The sequence below is a fragment of the Methylotenera sp. genome (genome assembly GCF_036401095.1).
Taxonomy (GTDB): domain Bacteria; phylum Pseudomonadota; class Gammaproteobacteria; order Burkholderiales; family Methylophilaceae; genus Methylotenera.
In genome coordinates this window covers 56,951-74,532 of record NZ_DASWWA010000017.1, presented here as the reverse complement: position 1 = coordinate 74,532, position 17,582 = coordinate 56,951, and the positions used below count along the sequence as shown (strand labels likewise).

Annotated in this window: 16 protein-coding genes, 1 tRNA gene and 1 riboswitch; of the genes, 14 read left to right on the top strand and 3 right to left on the bottom strand. The window is 45.9% G+C overall.

The genetic code is table 11. The features are described from left to right. Nucleotides 1-583 precede the first annotated feature (583 nt). The 8 genes from VGD82_RS10155 (at nucleotide 584) to VGD82_RS10125 (ending at nucleotide 7,009) form a co-directional block, all read left to right on the top strand. Entirely contained in the window at nucleotides 584-907 is a 324-nt protein-coding gene (locus tag VGD82_RS10155) for a hypothetical protein (protein ID WP_331020274.1), read from the top strand. Further along, nucleotides 868-1,227, top strand: coding sequence for a helix-turn-helix domain-containing protein (locus tag VGD82_RS13050; protein WP_414684498.1), 360 nt, complete (start codon nucleotides 868-870; stop codon nucleotides 1,225-1,227). Before VGD82_RS10155 ends, VGD82_RS13050 begins: the two co-directional genes overlap by 40 nt. Beyond that, nucleotides 1,146-2,117, top strand: coding sequence for a tyrosine-type recombinase/integrase (locus tag VGD82_RS10150; protein WP_414684499.1), 972 nt, complete (start codon nucleotides 1,146-1,148; stop codon nucleotides 2,115-2,117). The genes VGD82_RS13050 and VGD82_RS10150 overlap by 82 nt, the downstream gene beginning before the upstream one ends. A 363-nt stretch (nucleotides 2,118-2,480) precedes the next feature. After that, nucleotides 2,481-3,389 carry a hypothetical protein gene (locus tag VGD82_RS10145; RefSeq protein WP_331020272.1) on the top strand — a complete coding sequence of 303 codons (909 nt, stop codon included), beginning with the start codon at nucleotides 2,481-2,483 and terminating at the stop codon, nucleotides 3,387-3,389. Nucleotides 3,390-3,409: 20 nt separating this feature from the next. Then, entirely contained in the window at nucleotides 3,410-4,312 is a 903-nt protein-coding gene (locus VGD82_RS10140) for a hypothetical protein (RefSeq protein WP_331020271.1), read from the top strand. Between the two features lie 95 nt (nucleotides 4,313-4,407). After that, nucleotides 4,408-5,730: a replication initiation factor gene (locus VGD82_RS10135; RefSeq protein ID WP_331020270.1), complete on the top strand. Its 1,323-nt coding sequence runs from the start codon at nucleotides 4,408-4,410 to the stop codon at nucleotides 5,728-5,730. A gap of 2 nt (nucleotides 5,731-5,732) precedes the next feature. Beyond that, the gene (locus VGD82_RS10130; RefSeq protein WP_331020280.1) at nucleotides 5,733-6,071 is read left to right on the top strand and encodes a helix-turn-helix domain-containing protein; all 339 of its coding nucleotides are present in this window, start codon (nucleotides 5,733-5,735) and stop codon (nucleotides 6,069-6,071) included. Next, complete coding sequence (locus VGD82_RS10125) at nucleotides 5,957-7,009, top strand: site-specific integrase (protein ID WP_331020279.1); 1,053 nt, start codon at nucleotides 5,957-5,959, stop codon at nucleotides 7,007-7,009. Before VGD82_RS10130 ends, VGD82_RS10125 begins: the two co-directional genes overlap by 115 nt. Before the next feature lie 19 nt (nucleotides 7,010-7,028). On the opposite strand, the gene VGD82_RS10120 is transcribed toward VGD82_RS10125, so the two are convergent. Next, nucleotides 7,029-7,104 (bottom strand) — tRNA-Phe (locus VGD82_RS10120). A gap of 169 nt (nucleotides 7,105-7,273) precedes the next feature. Between VGD82_RS10120 and cobT the strand changes: the two genes are divergently transcribed. Genes cobT through cobC form a run of 3 tightly spaced genes read left to right on the top strand, consistent with a single transcriptional unit; the run spans nucleotide 7,274 to nucleotide 9,715 of the window. After that, a complete protein-coding gene (gene cobT / locus VGD82_RS10115) occupies nucleotides 7,274-8,335 on the top strand; it encodes a nicotinate-nucleotide--dimethylbenzimidazole phosphoribosyltransferase (protein WP_331020269.1) in 1,062 nt (353 codons plus the stop codon). Further along, the gene (locus VGD82_RS10110) at nucleotides 8,332-9,138 is read left to right on the top strand and encodes an adenosylcobinamide-GDP ribazoletransferase (protein WP_331020268.1); all 807 of its coding nucleotides are present in this window, start codon (nucleotides 8,332-8,334) and stop codon (nucleotides 9,136-9,138) included. Before cobT ends, VGD82_RS10110 begins: the two co-directional genes overlap by 4 nt. Nucleotides 9,139-9,148: 10 nt before the next feature. Beyond that, the gene (cobC, locus tag VGD82_RS10105) at nucleotides 9,149-9,715 is read left to right on the top strand and encodes an alpha-ribazole phosphatase (RefSeq protein ID WP_331020267.1); all 567 of its coding nucleotides are present in this window, start codon (nucleotides 9,149-9,151) and stop codon (nucleotides 9,713-9,715) included. A gap of 68 nt (nucleotides 9,716-9,783) precedes the next feature. Here the strand turns inward: cobC and cobD are convergent, their stop codons facing one another. Beyond that, a complete protein-coding gene (cobD, locus tag VGD82_RS10100; protein ID WP_331020266.1) occupies nucleotides 9,784-10,758 on the bottom strand; it encodes a threonine-phosphate decarboxylase CobD in 975 nt (324 codons plus the stop codon). Further along, nucleotides 10,751-11,734, bottom strand: coding sequence for an adenosylcobinamide-phosphate synthase CbiB (gene cbiB, locus VGD82_RS10095; RefSeq protein WP_331020265.1), 984 nt, complete (start codon nucleotides 11,732-11,734; stop codon nucleotides 10,751-10,753). The genes cobD and cbiB overlap by 8 nt, the downstream gene beginning before the upstream one ends. A gap of 11 nt (nucleotides 11,735-11,745) precedes the next feature. On the opposite strand from cbiB, the gene VGD82_RS10090 reads away from it, so the two are divergent. The 3 genes from VGD82_RS10090 to VGD82_RS10080 all read left to right on the top strand — a co-directional run bounded on the left by VGD82_RS10090 (nucleotide 11,746) and on the right by VGD82_RS10080 (nucleotide 17,525). Further along, complete coding sequence (locus VGD82_RS10090; RefSeq protein WP_331020278.1) at nucleotides 11,746-13,203, top strand: cobyric acid synthase; 1,458 nt, start codon at nucleotides 11,746-11,748, stop codon at nucleotides 13,201-13,203. 164 nt (nucleotides 13,204-13,367) lie between these two features. Continuing rightward, a riboswitch (cobalamin riboswitch) is annotated at nucleotides 13,368-13,598 on the top strand. Nucleotides 13,599-13,890: 292 nt separating this feature from the next. After that, nucleotides 13,891-16,011, top strand: a complete 2,121-nt coding sequence (locus VGD82_RS10085; protein WP_331020264.1) for a TonB-dependent receptor — start codon at nucleotides 13,891-13,893, stop codon at nucleotides 16,009-16,011. Between the two features lie 38 nt (nucleotides 16,012-16,049). Further along, nucleotides 16,050-17,525, top strand: coding sequence for a PepSY domain-containing protein (locus VGD82_RS10080; RefSeq protein WP_331020263.1), 1,476 nt, complete (start codon nucleotides 16,050-16,052; stop codon nucleotides 17,523-17,525). Nucleotides 17,526-17,582 lie beyond the last annotated feature (57 nt).

Below are 17,582 nucleotides of genomic sequence, written 5' to 3'. Positions count from 1 at the left end.
GCATTCAGGCTATGTGTGAATGGCAAAGAGCCTTTTGAAATACTTCTATTAAACACAACTAGAAACAGACATAAAGTTTTAAGAAAAACTAATGCACATCAATAAATCAATATTGACCGGATTTTATAGACGGATTTATTTAGGGAGATTGATCAAAATAAGATTTTGATCTGAGGTAGACGTGAAGTCTAAATTTTGAAATGCGTTTTCGAGAACGCTATCGCCGTTTAACGACGGTTAATTTTTTATGTAGAAGCGTTAAATAATTTCTACTTACGTCCAATCTTAAAGTAATTTTTTTTTCTGTCAACACCCCATCACTTTGCACTGTCACTTTTGTATATTGCGCTTGAGAAATCGCATTGGCCGGTTATGTCCGCCATCGAGGCTGACATAACCGGCCTCGTCGGCTGATTTTCAGCCTCGTCACTACCGCTAAAGGTAGTGACGAGGCTATTTGGTCGGCTGTATTCTCGACACTAGTAATTTATAGATAGCCAATTTGGTTGTTATCTTTTATCACTCAGTTTTTTCAGATAACTAAAATTAAATTTCTTAACTCGAGGAGATTTGGAAAATGTCTATGAATAAAATTAAAACTCTGATGATTGATTGTGCGGATAATGATGTCGAATTCGAAGTTCCAGAAAGTATTGCGCAACTGCATCCTCTAGAGAAAATGGATATGCTGGCATATTGGATCAAGCAATTTTATTTTGAATATAGAAAAGTGATTGGGCAACGTTTTGTTGATTCTTTCAACAGTCGAGATAAGGCTAACTTGCCTTTAAAGCTCAGATTAGAACTTTTCCAGATAATTGCTGAAAACGATTTTCCCAGTCCGCGCCCTAATGACATCAAGAAAATATGTATGGATGCTTTAAATCAATCAAAAGCCAAAAAATGAAAACTCTCGGAGTTAAAGACGCTGCGCTTTTCTTGAGAATACACCCAGTGACACTCATTAAAATGCTTAATTCTGGTGAAGTCTCTGGTGCCAAAATTGGCAAAGAATGGGTTCTATTGGAGGTTGACTTGATTGAACACATACGAGCAAAATATAAGTCGCGAGCGTTGGAAGGTGAACGAAAGGAAACATTATGTCACTTTACAAACGCAAAGACTCTTCCTTCTGGTGGGTCAAAATTAATGTCGGTAGACAGAAAGTACAAAGAGGCACTGGGACTTCAAACCGAGCCGAAGCCCAAGAGTTCCATGACAAATTAAAAGTGCAGTTATGGGAGCAAGAGCGGTTAGGTCTTAAAACACGCCACTCTTGGAAGGAAGCGGTTATTCGCTGGTTAAATGAGACATCCGACAAAGCAACTCATCACGAAGATGTATCAAAGCTGAAATGGCTTGATAAATTTCTTGGTGATTTAATGCTTGAAGAGGTTAATTTAGATTGTATTGATAAGATTAGATCTGAAAAACTCAAGGAGGCTTCAAAGGCTACGGTTAATCGTTACTTGGCGTTAATTCGCTCTATTCTTATTCGAGCTTGCCAAGAATGGGAGTGGATTGAAAGAACGCCAAAGATCAGGCTCTTTAAAGAAAGTAATGTTCGTGAACGTTCGTTGACCATTGAACAGGCAAAAGCTTTGTTAAATGAATTGCCATCGCATCAGCGATCAACAGTGCTTTTCGCTTTAACAACAGGTTTAAGGTTGAGTAACGTTGTTAAGCTGGAGTGGGCGCAAGTGAATCTTGATCTAAAGCATGCTTGGGTTAAAGGTAATGAATCTAAAAATCGCAAACCAATAGCGATACCTTTGAACAATGTAGCAATCGAGGTTTTGCAGCAACAATTAGGAAATCATCCTGAAAGGGTTTTTACTTATTTGGGAAGGCCTTTTGTAGCTGCGAACACCAAGGCTTGGAAAAATGCTTTAAAACGTGCTGGAATTGAAGATTTTAGGTGGCATGATTTAAGGCATACTTGGGCAACTTGGCAAAGGCAAGCTGGAACGCCAACACATGAGCTTCAGAGATTGGGTGGTTGGAAGACAGCTTCAATGGTAGAGCGATATGCGCATGTGGCACCAGATAATCTTGAGCATGCAGCTTCACGACTTAATGCAGTGTTTAGTGGTTACGATTTGGCTACGGTCGACTAGAAAATAAAAAAGCCCACATTTTTGTGAGCTTTCTAAATTCTGGTGGCCGGGGCCAGAATCGAACTGGCGACACGCGGATTTTCAACTTTAAAAATCATCATTTATATATTGTTTTAGGCCCGCCTTCACTCGTTTAGACTCGTCAAAATGTGACAAAATTGTCACGTTCCACTTAGTGTAATTATGAGGACTAAAAGTGTTTATTCCATCTTGGTTTATTTACCAAGTAGCTGATATGATGGAGCTATGAATCTCTATGTTGACTGGCTCGCTTGTTGCTTGGAGTCAATGCTCGCCTAAGCTTGGTAGTTAGGGCTAAAATGTCTGTGTATCAGTCTCATCATCAATTCGTCGGGGGAATCAATGCAAAAGCAAGAGGAGCAAACATACGAAACAAAACTATCATTAACGCGCCTACATTTTTTTTATATTGTCTTGATACTGATTGGCAGCCTAATTTTAATGGCCACACGAGACTGGACAAAATTGGATGGTTTCACTGAGTACTTGAGCGTATCTGCAACAATTACCTCACTCGTTCTTGGTGTGCTGGCAATTATTTATGGTTTTATTAGCAGCAATTCAACGAATAGCTCTTTGGGCTCTGTCCAAGCCGCGGCTTATGAGATGAAAGATGTTGGTTCTCAACTTAAGGAATTGCTCTCAAAAGGCCAAGAGTTACAAGAAAAAGCTGGAAGTCGAAATGAAGAACTCCACTCACTTATCGGTAACCTTCGCTCAACAATCGACGATTTAAGTACTAGTACTACCCATATAGCAGGTACAGTGGAGATGCTACCAGTAAAGATCGACTCTCTGCGTAATGAGATATTTGGGAAGAGTGTTAGCCAAATAACACCTGGAGTAGAGGCCGAACAGGAAGCTAAATTGCAAACTAATCAAATTCAGCAATTTCTTTCCGTATCTAGCATTATTGGGCTTGCCGCACTTAAAGCAATCGTCGAGGCAAAGCGCCTTACTAAACCAGCCGATTTAGAGAAAATATTTAAGGATGATTACTCCGACTCGACTGCGTACGCTCAAGGATATCTTGTGGCTAGTTCTTGTTTTGGGATAGTCGACTTTGAACTAGAGGGGGGGACCAAAAAAGTGGTAAAAATCTCCTTTTCAGGAGAGTCAGATACATTAATTGAACATGAGTGGAGCAAGCGTGAAAAGTCTGATGATGAATCATCAAGAAACTCTATCAGTAAATACATAAACAAGATTAACGCAAGTTTTACCCTACAGCAGTCAGCTGATGCAACTTAACTGATAGCGCAACGTGGAAAATGGTTATCAGACCAAGGAAAAACCTAGCTATTAAGGCAGCAATACACCTTACCCCTCAATATGCTGGGCATCTACAAGAGCTTCAGAAGGGTAAAGGTCAAAGCTTTCCAGATCAGGAAATAGTAAATATCCAAAATAATCTTGGCAAATACGTCTTAATGTATGACGATGAAAGAAAAATTGGAAGAGCGCTGTTACTGACGTTGTTTGGTGAAGAGGGCTTCAAAGAGTTAAGTGATGATCTTGAGACTGCGACCGAAGCTGAGCGACAAGAATGGCTAGATGACATAGCTAATCCAGAGAGTAACGACTTAGCTGAGGCATTTAATGCTATTGAAATTCCAAGCACACCTGAAGAATGGCAATTGGCAAGGGAGGCTGGTGATAAGTTACCAGAAGAAGAGCGTAAGAGGTTGGAGAAGCAAGGTGCATACTTCTGGTGCTTCTCATTTAGCAGTTTTTTCAATACGTTATCCCTAATGGTGCATGGAGCAAGACTAACCACTTTAGTGCCCAAAGCTATAGCTGGAGATGATGATGCATTTTTAAAAGCTATCCAAATAGATCGCATGCTTTTACTTCATTATCCATATTTCAGGGATCGAAAATTTAAGGCTCAATATGAGCGTGACACTGACTTTCTATCCCAAATTTCTTACCGTGAGTCTAATTCGCCAATTCGTGGAAGAATTCACTACCCAGCGCTATACATGCTTTTTGGAATATTGGACTCGTTTATGTGGCTGAATGATCTGAAGCATAAAGAGATTTTGGATATTTGCGATCAAGCAGGTTTAGATCGATATCAAAACAGAATCGAAGACGTTGGATATTTGACTAAAAGGTTATCAGAATATCGTAAGTGGCAAAAAACAGGTGGGGTGTCAATGCACTCAAATTAAATTTCACTGCATGGAGCTAGCCTTCTAAATGTAAATAATAGATATCCATTCCAGATCGCCAAATCGGCTTGCTGGTAAATTCCAAAGGAATGGATATGACAAATCAAAAGCAAGATACACAACACAACCAAACTGCATCAAGGGATCCCGCCCGCACACGCGTCAGCGTGGAGGACGGAGACCGTGATGCAGTAGCGGTGCCTAGTAACACAGCTACTAATAACAGCATTAACCAAGATGAAGTTAAGTTTTTAAGATGGGGTATTGATAGTTTGTATCTGTCTTATCAAGGTAACTTACACCCAGAGATCCATGAGCAACTGATCCAGTTAAAGAAACAAGCCCAATCCGATAATCCCCAAGAGCAAGCCAAAGCACAACTCAAACTAGGTGATCATCTATTTGAGGTCAAAGACAAAGGCACTTCCATGTTTAGTTATGTACTGGAAGATAACGCCTTTCGTATTCAGCTATCACGCCCTAACAAAGCTGTACCAATGGCCTATGTAAAGCTATCTAGTGAGTACCTAACCCATCTATCCCCTAAAGATGCAGAATATCGTCTATCAACGATACTGTCACAATTAGGCGCACTAGAATCAACCGCAAACGTGAGTCGTGTTGATATGTTTGTCGATTTTGTTTCACATCAGGATATGGAGTCATGGCATCGTGAAGCATGGATCACACACGCTGAATCTATCAATGCTTATTCTATTGATGGTCACTTCACTGGCTGGTCTGTTGGTTTGGGTGGTGTGGTGGCTGGTCGCCTTTATGACAAGCTATTTGAGATTGATAAAAGTAAGAAGTTTTATTTACTCCCATTATGGGAACAAGCTAACTGGCAACAAGGTGAACCGATCTGGCGTTTGGAGTTTGAATTTAAGCGTCAATTTCTAGTACAGAAGAATCTATCTAAACTCACGGAAGTATTAGCTAACCTTAACGGCTTGTGGTCTTACGCTACAACCGAATGGTTAAAGCTGTCTATCCCTAATCCAGACGATCAAACCCGCTCACGCTGGCCTATTCATCCGTTATGGGCTGTCCTCTCCTCGCTAGATTGGGAAACTAACGGAGGCGCATTACAACCCCGTTTTAACACCACACGCGCACCTAATAAAGAAGCTGCATTAGATCGTGCTTTTAGCGCATTAACCACATGGATGGCTGCTGAAAGTTACACCGATTATGAGTTAGCGATTCACCCCTTCTTTGAAGACTTAGGGCATCACATCAATAACCAATCGATGAATAAAGGCACAACCTTTGAAGCACTCATTAAAGAAAAGGTAGGTTTAAAAGCCAAAGCCTTTAATACGATTGATATTAACGCTGAGATTAACGAAGCCTATATCGATGAAGAAGTGCGCGCTATGCGTGACGCTTATAACAAAGCCTCTAACGGTGAATAACAATGAAAGATAACGATCTGCCCTTGCCTGCTGTACGTTGTCTTTCTAAGGAAGAAGCTGCGTGTTACCTAGGAATAGGTGTCACGCTCCTGAGTGAACTTGATATTCCAGCGGTGAAGTTTGGTCGCCGTCTGGTATATGACAAAGTTGACTTGGATCTTTGGTTGGAGGAATATAAGCAGCGAGGGCGGGCCGGAGAGGAGTTTATATGGCCCGTGAAACCGGAATCTACAAGAGAGGTGATTCGCCCTATTGGTGGATCAATGCAACACTCTCAAACGGCAAAAGAGTACGCCAGAGTTCTGGGACTGAAGACCGAGCGCAAGCCGAAGCGTATTTAGCTAAATTAAAGCTGGATTCGTATAAGGAAGTGAATTTTGGTATTAAGTCCCATCGCTCTTGGAAAGAAGCTGTTGTTCGGTATCTCGAAATTAAAGCAACGCTCAGAAGTTATCGTGACGTAAAACGCATATGTTGTAATTTGCATCCTTATTTAGGTGACTTGATGCTAAACCAGATCAACGGTGACGTGGTTTGGTCTGTGATTCAAGGTGAATTTAAAAAAGGAAACAAAGCGGCAACCGTTAATCGTTACTTAGCGACATTACGCAGTTTATTGCGGATGGCTCGTGATGAATGGCAGTGGATAGATCATATCCCTAAAATTCGTTTGTTATCGGGTGAGGTGGAGCGTGATCGATGGCTGACTAGAGATGAGGCAGATAGGCTAATCGCTGTTTGTCCTGATCATCTGGCGGCTGTGGTGAAGTTTGCTTTAGCGACGGGGTGCCGCGCTCGGGAAATTCTTGGTTTGGAATGGAGTAGGGTGGATTTAAGTAGACACACTGCTTGGTTGAATCAAACTAAGAACGGTACACCGAGAGGGGTTCCATTAAATAGAAGTGCTGTTGCTGTTCTTCAGGAGCAAGTCGGAAAGCATTCGAAATTTTGTTTTACCTATAACGGTGAGCCGATTCGTTACAACATAACGAACTCAGCTTGGATTACAGCGTTAAAGAAAGCAGAGTTAGAAGACTTTAGATTTCATGACTTGCGTCACACTTGGGCTTCTTGGCATCGTCAAGCTGGCACCAGTTGTGATGAGCTGAAAGAACTGGGAGGTTGGAAAACGCGGTCAATGGTCGATCGATACGCTAAGTTTGCTACTGAACATCTGGCAAATGCAGCAAGTCGGATTGATTTTTTGGCTTCAGAAGATAACGTGATTGAATTGTCACGTTTTAGTCACGTTCACCAAATGAAAAAGGGCTTAGCCTAAGCTAAACCCTTTTGTATTCTGGTGGCCGGGGCCAGAATCGAACTGGCGACACGCGGATTTTCAATCCGCTGCTCTACCGACTGAGCTACCCGGCCTTTCTTACTGCTACAGCGTTCGGTTTAATCGCTGCAAGGCGCGCATTATAGCAAACTAAATTGGAATCTGACAAAGATATTTTCATGTTTTTGTATATTTATTTTTAATACTAAAGTTTGTATATGGTTTGCGTGATATCTAGGTTGCTCTCATGTAAAATCTTTCTCTATGAATTTAAACACAAATTTACCAAAAATCGGGTCATTGAGTCAGTCGTTGCAGGCGGCGCTTGTTGATAAAATTAATCATAAAACTAAACCTCTAGGTGCGCTTGGGCAGCTTGAGGCGGTTGCTTTGCAGTTGGGTTTGATACAGCAAACTTTGACGCCGCAGCTATCTAACCCCACATTAATGGTGTTTGCGGGGGATCACGGCGTAGTCAACTCCGGGGTTAGTCCTTATCCGCAAGCCGTTACTGCGCAGATGGTGCTGAATTTCTTGCAGGGAGGCGCGGCTATTAACGTGTTTGCGCGTCAGCATAATATGCGCTTGCGGGTGATTGATGCTGGCGTTAACCATGATTTTGATGTGCACACAGATTTGATTCATGCCAAAGTGGCGGCGGGTACCGCTAATTTCTTGCAAGAGGCGGCAATGACCTCTGCGCAATGTCAGCAAGCGCTGGCAACCGGAGCATCGCTCGCTAGGCAGGAAGTAGCCTCTGGCTGTAATGTATTTGGTTTTGGCGAGATGGGCATAGGCAATACTTCGTCAGCCAGCTGTTTGATGAGTGTGCTGTGCGGTATACCGATTGAGGAGTGTGTGGGGCGTGGCACTGGTTTAGATGATGCTGGGCTGGCGCAGAAGTTATCCATCCTTAAACAGGCCATAGATTTCCATGACATGGGTGGGGACAATGCACTGGATGTGCTGGCGACCTTCGGCGGCTATGAGATTGCAATGATGGCTGGTGCGATGTTGGGAGCTGCTGAGCAGCAGGCTGTATTGTTAATTGATGGTTTTATTGCAACGGCTGCCTTGTTGGTGGCGGCGCAGTTGCAGCCGAATATTCTGCAATATTGTGTATTTACGCATTGCTCTGGTGAGGCTGGGCACCGCCGCTTGTTGGCACACTTAGGGGCTACACCTTTGCTAGATATTGGTTTGCGTCTTGGTGAGGGCACTGGGGCGGCCTTGGCTTATCCATTGGTACAGGCTGCGGTTAACTTTATGAACGAGATGGCTTCGTTTGAAAGTGCTGGTGTAAGTACTGCTGAGGATGCTGCGTGATCACTTTCTTGCGTAATGAGCGGCGCTATATGTTGTTAGCGGTTGGCTACTTTACGCGGTTGCCTATCCCAGTATTTGGCGATTTTCATCCGGATGATTTGAATCGCGCTGCCAAATATTTTCCATTAGTGGGGATTTTTGTCGGATTGATCGGGGCTGGTGCATTTGCACTTGCGAGTAAGCTCTTGCCATCGAGTGTTGCCGTGCTGGTTAGCATGGCGATGACAATTTATATTACTGGTGCATTTCACGAAGATGGGCTGGCCGATAGTGCAGATGGTTTAGGGGGCGGTTGGGATACCGAGCGCATACTGGCCATTATGCAAGATTCCAGGCTCGGGACTTATGGTGCGATTGCCCTGTTTTTAGCGCTGTTTACGAAGTATCAGCTACTCAATGCACTGCCTGCTTACTTTTTACCGTTTGTGTTAGTGATTGGCCATGCGTTTAGCCGATTATGTGCGTTATTGGTGATGGCAGATTTAGATTATGTGCGAGAGAGTGGTAAGGCAAAGCCGCTGGCAACTAAAGTGAAGGCGTCGGGTTTGTTGCTTGCTGTGATATTTGGCCTAGCACCGATCCCGCTACTGTATTGGAATTTTTCACCTGTGCTGTTGAATGTTACGGACTGGTTGTTGCTTGCTGCCTGTTGCTTAACCCCGGTGGTGTGTGTTTGGGTGTGGTGGCGTAATAAAATTAAACGCTGGCTTGGCGGTTATACGGGCGATTGTTTAGGTACGATGCAGCAGATGACTGAATTAGCTTTTTACTTGGGCTTGCTGGTGTGGGCGCAGCAGCTATGAGCTCGCGGTTATGAATTTACATTTGATTCGACATACCTCTTTGGATATTGCATCTGGCGTTTGCTATGGGCAGAGCGATGTGGATGTTTCGGCCAATTTTGCCGCAGAGTGTAGTGCGTTAAGCGCAAAGTTGGATGGCATTCAGTTTGATGCAGTGTATGCCAGCCCATTGCAGCGCTGTACTAAATTAGCGCAGGCGCTTAATTTGGGTGAGGTGCAAGAGGATGTGCGGTTAAAAGAGCTGCATTTTGGCGATTGGGAAATGCAACCTTGGGATAGTATCCCACGCGAACTATTTGATGTTTGGGCGCATGATTATGCGCATCTGTCGCCACCTAATGGTGAGAGCTTCACCCAGCTATATGAGCGTACTAAAATGTTCACAGAAGAAGTGAGTTGCCGCCTACGTGGGAAAAATGTCGCGGTTGTGACGCATGGTGGGGTAATCCGTGCCATGCTGGCGGATGCCTTGAATATGCCGTTAAAAGGGTTGTTTCGCTTGGTGATTGATCACGCCAGTGTGACACAAATTACCCTCAGTGATAGCGTGCCTAGGATACAGTTTGTTAACCGCTAAGGCGATGTTGAGCATGTTTGCAATCTTGGCACAGGGCAGCTGTAGCTAAGTCTGCTCAATGCTAGGTGTTACAGGTTTTGCAGTGCCTGTTCCAGTTGTTGCCAGCGATTGTCGTCTGGTAAGCCAAATCTTAATGCTGGCTGTTCTATGAATTTTCTAACCCAAACCCCTTGTCTTGCAAGCTTATCGTGTAGGTGATTAGCCGCATCAGTCGCAATATACTGGAATAGCGCAGTCCCCGCGGTTGGCTTTAAACCATATTGCGTAAGCAGGCTTGCCAAACGCAGGCTATTGTTTGCCAGGGTTAGTCTGGTATTTTTTTGCCAGGCAGAGTCCTGCAGGGCCAGCATGGCAATGTAGCGGCTGGCACCTGCAATCGTCCATGGGCCTAGCTCTTCTTTTATCTGTTGTAGCTGTGCGGGTGCCGCAAGTAGAAAGCCTACCCTGGCGCCGGCTAACCCAAAAAACTTGCCTAAAGAGCGTAGTACAAATAAACCCTCTAAATGTGCGTGCTGGGCAATGCTGTATTCTGGTGTTGCGTCCATAAATGCTTCATCCACTATCAGCCATCCGCCGCGCTTGGTTAGCGTGGCATGTAGCTGCAATAAGTCTTGTGGTGCAAACTGTTTGCCGGTTGGGTTGTTGGGGTTGCAAACTAACACCACATCCGCGTTGCTGATAAGGTCTGCATCGTTTAAATCACTGAAGCGTATTACCTGATGCCCGCAGCGTTGCCAAGCGTGTGCATGCTCTTGGTACATGGGGTTGAGCATGGCAACTTTGCTCAACGGCCTAAGCTTGGGCAAGGTTTGTAGCGCCGCTTGTGAGCCACTGGTTGGAATTAACGATTGACAGCCATAATACTGCGCTGCAGTTGCAATCAGCCCATCTTCGTCGTTTGGCAGGTTGCGCCATATATGCGCTGGAATCTCGGGCATGGGGTAATGGCAGGGGTTAATACCTGTTGATAAATCTAGCCAGTACTCTAGCGGGATTTTATATTGCGCTACAGCGGCGCTTAAGTTGCCACCATGTTCAAGCAAGGGTCAGGCTTCCTTTAATATGTATCAAGATAGATAACGCAATAATGACTAAACACCATAGCACCATGCTGCGTTTGACTAGGTTGGTAGCGCTTAAAATATGCTGCGTATTGGCTAATGTACCCATGCCTAGGGTGGGGCGCTGCTTGGCTGTGCCGTGATACACCGCATTGCCACCGAGTTGCACCTGTAGTGCGCCCGCACCTGCCGACATGACCGGCCCTGCATTGGGGCTGTACCAAGTGCTAGATTGTGCCACCCAGCATTTTAATGCAGTTCGGGTATGGCCGCATAAGGCGTAGCTTAGCGCAGTGAGGCGTGCCGGAATTAAATTTAAAATATCATCCAAACGCGCGGCAGCCCAGCCAAAATATAAAAAGCGCGGGGTTCTATAGCCCCACATTGCATCCAAGGTGTTGGCTAGCCTGAACACCACTGCACCCGTTCCGCCTAATAATACAAACCAGAAAATCGCGCCAAAGATTGCGTCATTGCCATTTTCCAGTACCGATTCGACCGTGGCGGTGGCAATTTCAGTTTCATTTAATTGTGACGTGTCACGGCTCACAATCATGCTAATCGCGTGTCTGGCTTGCGGCAGATCGTGCTGAGACAGTGGCTGGTACACAGCGTGCGCGTGCTGGGTGAGGCTTTGTGCGCCGATAGCGCAGTAAAGCAATACGACTTTAGCCAGCCATGCAAATGATGCTCCCACCAATGTCTCTAGTGTCAGCACATAGCTTAGCGCGGCAAATGGTAACAGTAACAATAACCAAGCTGTTAAGCCGATCAAGCGCGCTGAGTAGGAAGGCATCTGCTGATTGAGCAGCCGTTCACTCCTATAGGCAAGCCAGCCAAAGCCGACGAGGGGATGCCAGCGTTTAGGCTCTCCTAACAGCGCATCTAATAATACAGCCGTGATTACCGCAAGGGCTGTGCTATAGGTGCTGATGATGGGATAATAATCAAATGACATTTAAATCACTTATGGTTCAGGGAACGACATCGGATGCCGGTAAAAGTACGCTGGTTGCTGCAATATGCCGTGTATTGTATCGCAGAGGCGTTAAAGTAGCCCCATTCAAGCCGCAAAATATGGCGTTAAATTCAGCGGTGACGGTGGATGGTGGCGAGATAGGGCGCGCGCAGGCTGTGCAGGCGCAAGCTTGTGGATTAGCTCCACATACCGATATGAACCCGGTATTGCTTAAGCCCAACTCTGATACTGGCTGTCAGGTGATTGTGCACGGTAAGGTTGCGTGCAACTTGGAGGCAATGGGTTACCATGCCTACAAACCAACTGCCATGCGCGCCGTGTTGCAATCTTGGGAACGCTTAAAGTCGCAATACCAGTGTGTGGTGGTAGAGGGAGCTGGCAGCCCGGCCGAGATTAACCTGCGTGACCGCGATATTGCCAATATGGGCTTTGCTGAAGCTGTAGATTGCCCAGTGATTTTAATTGCAGACATTGACCGCGGCGGTGTGTTTGCCCACATAGTAGGCACCATGGCCTTGCTCTCTGAAAGCGAACGGGCGCGCGTGCTTGGCTTTGTGATTAACCGCTTTCGTGGAGATATCGCGCTATTGCAACCTGGATTGGACTGGCTTACACAGGAAACTGGTAAACCGGTATTAGGCGTGTTGCCGTATTTGCATGGCTTACATATTGAGGCGGAAGATTCCGTACCTGTTAGCCAGCAGGTAGCTGGAGGAGCCAAGAATGGACGCCTGAAAGTAATTGTTCCAGTGATTCCCCATATCAGTAATCACACTGACTTTGACGCACTGCGCTTGCACCCTCAGGTGGATTTTCAGTTCGTAAAAATTAACGAAGAGATTCCACCTGCGGATCTGATGATATTACCCGGCAGTAAAAATGTGCGCGGTGACCTTGATTTTTTACGCGCCAATGGATGGGAGCAAGCACTCACTCGCCATTTGCGCTATGGCGGAAAAGTGTTAGGTATTTGTGGCGGTTTTCAGATGCTCGGACAAGTGTTGCATGACCCTTATGCCATAGAAGGCGATGCAGGCTCCAGCGCGGGTTTCGGCTGGTTAGAGATGGAAACCACTTTGGAACAAACCAAGCAGTTGAAGCAGATTGCTGGGCATTTGGCGTTTACGGATGCACAAGTGGCTGGTTACGAAATCCATATGGGGGTGACAACTGGCGCAGCACTCAATACGCCAGCACTCTATCTTGAGAATCGCCCTGAAGGCGCAATGTCGCCTGACCAGCAAATTGCCGGCACCTATTTACACGGCTTGTTTGACCACAAAGAAGCATGTGCGGCTTGGCTGGCATGGGCTGGCTTGCAAGCAGAGCAGCATTTTGATTATGAACAAATTAAAAACGACGAGCTAAACCGATTAGCCGATTGCGTAGAGCAGCATTTGGATTGGAACGCGCTCGGATTGCCAATTGATTCAAGCCTGCCAGCTTAGTTTTTAATCTAATTGCGAGGTTTTACACCTGTCTTGGTGACTGTAAGCAGAAAGTACCTACTGGGTACTTTTTATCGCTAATCCTAATGTCAGCAAACAGATAGCATCAGGCCTCGCATCTACTTGATATTTCTATCTAAACTTGACTTTAACCCCCTAAAAATCTAAACTGCGGCGATTGAGGTTTAGCCAGAGTTTCATTCTGGTTGATTAATAGGGAATCTGGTGCGGCCATTTGACGTAAAAGTCTTTGTGCTTATTCCAGTACTGCCCCCGCAACTGTAATCGGATAGTCTGTTCGCACCCTTAGCCACTGAGTCGTTAGATTTGGGAAGGCAGCGAACCAGGCCGTAACCCGAGAGTCAGGAGACCTGCCTTGATGTAGTCGTAATGTTTGAGTTAGGGCGGGGCGTCCTGAGTAAAAAGGCAAAATAATTGTTTTGCTTACACATTAATATATTCACCAAGTATCCCAGCAGTACATATACAAAGTCCGTGGTTGATTTGCGTCACCAGCAATATTGCTATGCGTTTACGCATGAATCAGTATGCAGGTGCATACCATCACGGCTTAGAAATGCTTAGTGTGCCTATATATACTGTCCTGCTCCTATTCAAATGTTGCTGCAAAACGTACATGACGGTTGGTCATGTAGATTCGAATGAGTATCAGGGAGTATAAAAATAATGCTTAGAAGCCATCAATTAATCACTGCAGCTGTTTTGGCTGCATTACCACATCTGGCTTTGGCTGATGAAGCGGCAGTAGAACTCACTGAGGTGAGTGTTGAGTCTACTTTAGTCCGCGGCAACGCGCTTAACCTTAAACAAGCCAATAGCACAGCGAGCAGGCTAGGCCTGAATGCGATTGAAGTACCAGCTAGTACGGAAACACTGGAGATAGAAACCATCCGCATGCGTGGTGATATTAATATCCACGAGGCGGTTTCTCGCACCACAGGTATTTCTGATATCAGCAACCTTGGTTCAGGCGTGGCTTACTCTGCACGTGGCTTTACGGGTAACGATTCTGTAGGGCAGGCTGAAGATGGTATTCGTTTGCTTACTGCTGCAGGCACACTCACTTACCCATCAGATACTTGGGGCTACCAACGTGTTGAAGTGCTGCGCGGCCCGGCTTCGGTTATGTTTGGTGATGGCACAGTGGGCGGTATCGTTAACAGCATTCGTAAAGCGCCTAGTCGCGACAGCTCAGTGCAGGCACTGGTTGGTACAGGTTCACGCGGTGAGTATAGGGCCGCTGTTGGTGGCACCGGTGCTGTGGGTGAAATTGGCGCATTCCGTGCAGATGCTTCGATCACAGCTGGTAATGGTTATGTAGACCGTGGTGAGCATGATAGTCAAAAAATCATGACTAACTTACTGCTTACGCCCACAGATAAGCTGCGCATTAACTTTACCTTTGACCATTCAGATGAGTCACCGACCCGCTATACTGGTATTCCACTACGTAATGGGCGTATAGACTCATCTTTACGTAAAGAAAACTACAACATTAGCGATGATAAACAAAGCTTCACCGAAGACCGTTTGCGTGCAAAAGTTGAGTGGGAGTTATCGGATGCGCTTAAATTAAGCAATGTGAGCTATTGGTTTAATGCGCACCGTCATTGGCGCAATGTAGAGTACTTCTCGATTGATAACGCCACCAATACCGTGGACCGCTCTGGTTACACGGAGATTAAGCATGAGCAGAAGCAAATTGGTAACCGCTTTGCGCTAACTTCAATCGCAGATGCTTTTGGCCATAAAAATCGTTGGTCTGCAGGTTATGAAGTGGCGCGTGTAGATTTTAAATATTTTGACAACTTCTATAATGACAACGACCCTAGCAGTAATGTTGCTATCCATAATTTTAATCCTGGACGTTTCCAAACTATAGATCCGACCGCGTTAGACTTTGTATCTAAAACCGTACAGCAGTCTTTATTTGTAGAAGACGCCTTTGATGTGACTAAGCAGCTTAAGCTGAGTGCAGGTTTGCGTCAGGATTGGATTAATGTAGACCATGAGAGCCGCCTGACTACGGCAAGCACAGATAAAGATTACTCACCATTTTCTTACAGGCTAGGTGCGGTTTACCAAACTACGCCAAATACCGCATTCTATGGCCAGTTTAGCCAAGGCTCTGACCCTGTCTCATCTATTGTTACGTTAAGACCTAGAAATGGCGCGTTTAAACTGACTTCAGCACAGCAAACTGAATTTGGTATTAAACACGCGCTACCTGATGGTAAAGGCGAGCTGACTTTTGCTGTGTACCATATTGCGAAAGATGACATCATTACGCGTGACCCAAATAACCCAACGCTTAGAGTGCAAGGCGGCAAGCAGTCATCACGCGGGGCTGAGCTCTCAGCCACCTTGTTCCCGGTCAATCACTGGCGTACTGATTTGAATATGGCTTTGCTTGATGCGCGTTACGATCAGTTGGTTGAATCTGTGGGTGACCCTGCTGTTAGTGTTTCTCGTGCCGGTAAAACGCCAACCGATGTGCCTGAAAAAATTGCCAATGCCTGGGTTTATTACCAACAAGCAAACTGGGAGGCTGGCATAGGTGCGCGTATGGTAGGTAAGCGCTATGCGGATAATGCCAACACTTCTGTAATGCAAGGTTATACGGTTTATGATGCGAGCGTGGCATGGCGTGCTCACCCCAAAGCTACACTGCGAGGTAATTTACGTAACTTGACCAATAAGCTGTATGCGCCGGTTGCATATGATACGCAGCAGTTTATTTTAGGTGAGTCCAGACGTATCGAGCTGACCGCTGAGTTGTCATTTTAAGCAGTAGCTTTGTTCATGATTAACCGTAACGTGTTGAAATGAAGCTGCGCTACTTACATTTGATGCATCGCTGGCTAGGGATAGGGCTGGGGCTGTTGGTATTGCTCTGGTTCTTATCTGGCTTGGTGATGTTGTTTGTAGCTTATCCGCAGCTGACTTCAACCGAGCGGTTAACTCATTTGGACGATTTGGCGCTGCAACAGGTCAAACTTGATGCAGCGCAGGTATGGGCGCTAACGGGAAAACTCGGTCAGCCTGAGCGCGTCAGGTTGTCGATGCGTGAGCATAGGCCAGCCTACTATTTCTTGCAGCAGGGGCAATGGTTCACAATATGGGCCGATGCCTGCAATGTTGCGCCAGATGAGTCTATTTCTGGTGCATCTATTCCAATTTCAAGCACAGCAGCAGTGAACGCTGCTAGGCAATTTCAAGGTCATGCCAAAGTAACGGAAACGCTATTGCTGAGTCATGACCAATGGTCTATTTCTTCTAGTTTAAATGGGCATAGACCTTTATACCGAGTGGCGCTGAATGATGCCGAGGCGACTGAGCTGTATGTTTCCAGCCATACTGGTGAGGTGGTGCTGGATACACAAGGCACTGAGCGTGCGTGGAACTGGCTTGGTTCGGTGATTCACTGGATTTACTTTACGCCTTTGCGTATGGAGCATGAGCTTTGGCGGCAGATAGTGCTGTGGCTAGCCTTTGCCGGGGTGGTGCTGACTAGTTTAGGTTTATGGCTAGGTGTGCAGCGCATACGCATTAACCGCCGCTATAGCCATGACAGGATTACGCCGTACCATGGCTGGGCACGCTGGCATCATATCGTCGGTTTAAGTGCGGGTGTTTTCTGTATTACATGGTTATTTAGCGGCTGGTTGTCTTTAACGCCATTCGGTTGGTTTTCAGATCGCTCATTGAGTGCTGAAGAATCTGCACGCTGGGCAGGTGCCGAGCTCGCCGTGCAAGACATGAAACTGCCGCTACCTTCAGCTGCAGACAATAGCACGGCTACTGGTATTAAGGAGTTCGAGTGGCTAAAGTTTGCCGGCAATACTTATGTTTTGGCGAGAAGTGAACAGCAAGAGTCGCTGATTGATAGTCAGTCAGGTCTACCCGTTGCGCCATTCTCCGCCGCAGTAATGCAAGCTCAGGCGAGTAAACTTGGCGCCTATGGAGCGGTAGCTTCTGCACACTGGCTTAGCAACGGTGATTTATACTTCAAGCAGGATGCACAAACAACACCTCAGGTATTACGTATTGCGTTTGCAGATGCCTTAAACACCACTTATTACGTTGATGCACGCACTACTAAAATACTGGCATCACAAGATAGCAACAGCCGTATTTATCGCTGGCTGTTTAATGGCTTGCATCGTATGGATATTCCGCCATTAACTGACAGGCTGCTGGCACGTAGAATTACCATTTTCATCCTGTCGACAGGTGGTGTGTTGCTCACCGTGGCCGGTATCGTGCTAGGTTGGCGCAGGGTTCGTAGGAAATGGGCGTAGGGGGTTGCTGGCAATTGTTTGCACTAGCTGTCACATGCTGCGCATGTATCAGCTAGG

What these genes read in the sequence shown, in the direction of transcription:
- VGD82_RS10155 (WP_331020274.1), top strand. Translation starts at nt 584, where the DNA reads ATGAATAAAATTAAAACTCTGATGATTGATTGTGCGGATAATGATGTC.
- VGD82_RS13050 (WP_414684498.1), top strand. Translation starts at nt 868, where the DNA reads ATGTATGGATGCTTTAAATCAATCAAAAGCCAAAAAATGAAAACTCTC.
- VGD82_RS10145 (WP_331020272.1), top strand. Translation starts at nt 2,481, where the DNA reads ATGCAAAAGCAAGAGGAGCAAACATACGAAACAAAACTATCATTAACG.
- VGD82_RS10140 (WP_331020271.1), top strand. Translation starts at nt 3,410, where the DNA reads ATGGTTATCAGACCAAGGAAAAACCTAGCTATTAAGGCAGCAATACAC.
- VGD82_RS10135 (WP_331020270.1), top strand. Translation starts at nt 4,408, where the DNA reads ATGACAAATCAAAAGCAAGATACACAACACAACCAAACTGCATCAAGG.
- VGD82_RS10130 (WP_331020280.1), top strand. Translation starts at nt 5,733, where the DNA reads ATGAAAGATAACGATCTGCCCTTGCCTGCTGTACGTTGTCTTTCTAAG.
- cobT (WP_331020269.1), top strand. Translation starts at nt 7,274, where the DNA reads ATGAATTTAAACACAAATTTACCAAAAATCGGGTCATTGAGTCAGTCG.
- cobC (WP_331020267.1), top strand. Translation starts at nt 9,149, where the DNA reads ATGAATTTACATTTGATTCGACATACCTCTTTGGATATTGCATCTGGC.
- cbiB (WP_331020265.1), bottom strand. Translation starts at nt 11,734, where the DNA reads ATGTCATTTGATTATTATCCCATCATCAGCACCTATAGCACAGCCCTT.
- VGD82_RS10090 (WP_331020278.1), top strand. Translation starts at nt 11,746, where the DNA reads ATGGTTCAGGGAACGACATCGGATGCCGGTAAAAGTACGCTGGTTGCT.
- VGD82_RS10085 (WP_331020264.1), top strand. Translation starts at nt 13,891, where the DNA reads ATGCTTAGAAGCCATCAATTAATCACTGCAGCTGTTTTGGCTGCATTA.
- VGD82_RS10080 (WP_331020263.1), top strand. Translation starts at nt 16,050, where the DNA reads ATGAAGCTGCGCTACTTACATTTGATGCATCGCTGGCTAGGGATAGGG.